The sequence below is a fragment of the uncultured Mycobacterium sp. genome (genome assembly GCF_964249325.1).
Taxonomy (GTDB): Bacteria; Actinomycetota; Actinomycetes; order Mycobacteriales; family Mycobacteriaceae; genus Mycobacterium.
This window is the reverse complement of sequence record NZ_CAXUCH010000119.1, coordinates 5,603-7,634: the sequence shown is the minus strand read 5'-3', so window position 1 is coordinate 7,634 and position 2,032 is coordinate 5,603. Positions and strand designations below refer to the sequence as shown.

Below are 2,032 nucleotides of genomic sequence, written 5' to 3'. Positions count from 1 at the left end.
CCGTGCTCGGCGAACTCGCGCGACTTCTCGGCCATTCCCTCGGCCAGCACAGCTTCGATGTCCTCTTCGGTTTCCAGTCCATGCTGAGCGGCGTAGTCGCGAACATCCTGAGTGATGCGCATCGAGCAGAACTTCGGCCCGCACATCGAGCAGAAGTGCGCGGTCTTGGCCGGCTCGGCCGGCAACGTCTCGTCGTGGAACTCGCGCGCGGTGTCGGGATCCAGCGACAACGCGAACTGGTCGTTCCACCGGAACTCGAAACGTGCTGTGCTCAACGCATCATCGCGCTCCTGGGCGCGTGGGTGGCCCTTGGCCAGATCCGCCGCGTGCGCGGCGATCTTGTAGGCGATCACCCCATCCTTGACGTCCTTGCGGTCCGGCAGGCCCAGGTGTTCTTTTGGGGTGACGTAGCACAGCATCGCGGTGCCGGCCTGCGCGATGATCGCCGCGCCGATCGCCGACGTGATGTGGTCGTAGGCCGGGGCGATGTCGGTGGCCAACGGGCCAAGCGTGTAGAACGGCGCCTCCTCGCACAGCTCTTCTTCCAGCCGCACGTTCTCGACGATCTTGTGCATCGGGATGTGCCCGGGGCCTTCGATCATCACTTGGGCGCCACGGGCTTTCGCGATCTTGGTCAGCTCGCCCAGGGTGCGCAGCTCGGCGAACTGGGCGGCGTCGTTGGCGTCGGCGATCGATCCCGGCCGCAGCCCGTCGCCCAGTGAGAACGTCACGTCATAACGGGCGAAGATATCGGCCAGCTCGTCGAAATGCGTGTACAGGAACGACTCTTGGTGATGTGCCAAGCACCAGGCCGCCATGATCGACCCGCCGCGCGACACGATTCCGGTGACCCGCTCGGCGGTCAGCGGCACATACCGCAGCAGCACCCCGGCGTGCACGGTCATGTAGTCGACACCCTGCTCGCACTGCTCGATCACGGTGTCGCGGTAGATCTCCCAGGTCAACTCGGTGGGATCGCCCTTGACTTTTTCCAGCGCCTGATAGATCGGCACCGTGCCGACCGGCACCGGCGAATTCCGCAGAATCCACTCCCGGGTCTCGTGAATGTCCTTGCCGGTGGACAGATCCATGATTGTGTCGGCGCCCCAGCGGGTGGCCCACACCATCTTGTCGACTTCTTCTGCGATCGAGCTCGTCACTGCCGAGTTGCCGATGTTGGCGTTGACCTTCACCGCGAACGCCTTGCCGATGATCATCGGCTCGCTCTCGGGATGGTTGTGGTTGGCCGGGATGACCGCGCGCCCGCGGGCGACCTCGTCGCGCACCAGCTCGGCGGGCATGCCTTCGCGGGCGGCGATGAACACCATTTCGGCGGTGATCTCCCCGGCGCGGGCCCGCTGCAGCTGGGTGCCGCGGTCGCGCACCACACCTGGGCGCGGCGGCAGCCCGCGGTGCACGTCGATCACCGCGTCGGGATCGGTGTAGGGACCAGAGGTGTCGTAGAGATCGAAATGCTCGCCGTTGGACAGGTGGACCCGTCGAAACGGCACGTCCAGTCTGGGCCCGCCGCCGGGTACCTCCACCTCGCGGTAGACCTTGGTGCTGCCGGCGATGGGGCCGGTGGTCACGGACGGGTCGACTGAAACAGAGGTCATGAGCATCTCCCTACGACGGCATTACCCGGTCAGGTTCGTACGGTCGACGGCCCCAGCCGTCCTCTCAGCGCACTCGGCGTGCGCTCCCGCGTGGATTTGATGGTGTCCACGCTAGCGCAGCACGACAGCGGTGCACACCCCGACGATGGAGGGCGATGCGGCCCTGCGAGTGTGGCTGCCAGGTGCCTGGCGTGGGATGATCACGAACGTGCAACACAAGCCCAATAGCGCAGGCACACCCCCGGACAGCAAACCGGTGGCTGCGGCGATGGCGTCGGTCGCCGGCAAGTACCTGAACGTGGGCGCCTTCCGCTTTTGGTTTATCGGCCAGCGCTGGGAGTGGTCCGACGAGGTAGCCAGAATGCACGGCTACGAGCCCGGGTCGGTGCAGCCGGCACCCGAGCTGATGTTGTCGC

General features: G+C 66.0%; 1 protein-coding gene, 1 pseudogene and 1 riboswitch (2 of these 3 cut by a window edge). Of the genes and pseudogenes, one reads left to right on the top strand and one right to left on the bottom strand.

What is annotated here, in order from left to right; all coding sequences use genetic code 11:
* A protein-coding gene (gene thiC / locus ACFE99_RS15325; RefSeq protein WP_375486704.1) for a phosphomethylpyrimidine synthase ThiC crosses the window boundary here: on the bottom strand, window positions 1–1,616 show its 5' portion. Its footprint begins 796 nt before the window's first position; the window shows 1,616 of its 2,412 coding nt (coding positions 1–1,616); its start codon is at window positions 1,614–1,616; the stop codon falls past the left edge of the window.
* Window positions 1,607–1,716, bottom strand: a riboswitch (TPP riboswitch). Its footprint overlaps the gene before it by 10 nt.
* Before the next feature lie 168 nt (window positions 1,717–1,884).
* Here thiC and ACFE99_RS15320 point away from each other — a divergent pair.
* A pseudogene (locus ACFE99_RS15320) lies at window positions 1,885–2,032 on the top strand (PAS and ANTAR domain-containing protein); it runs 499 nt beyond the window's last position.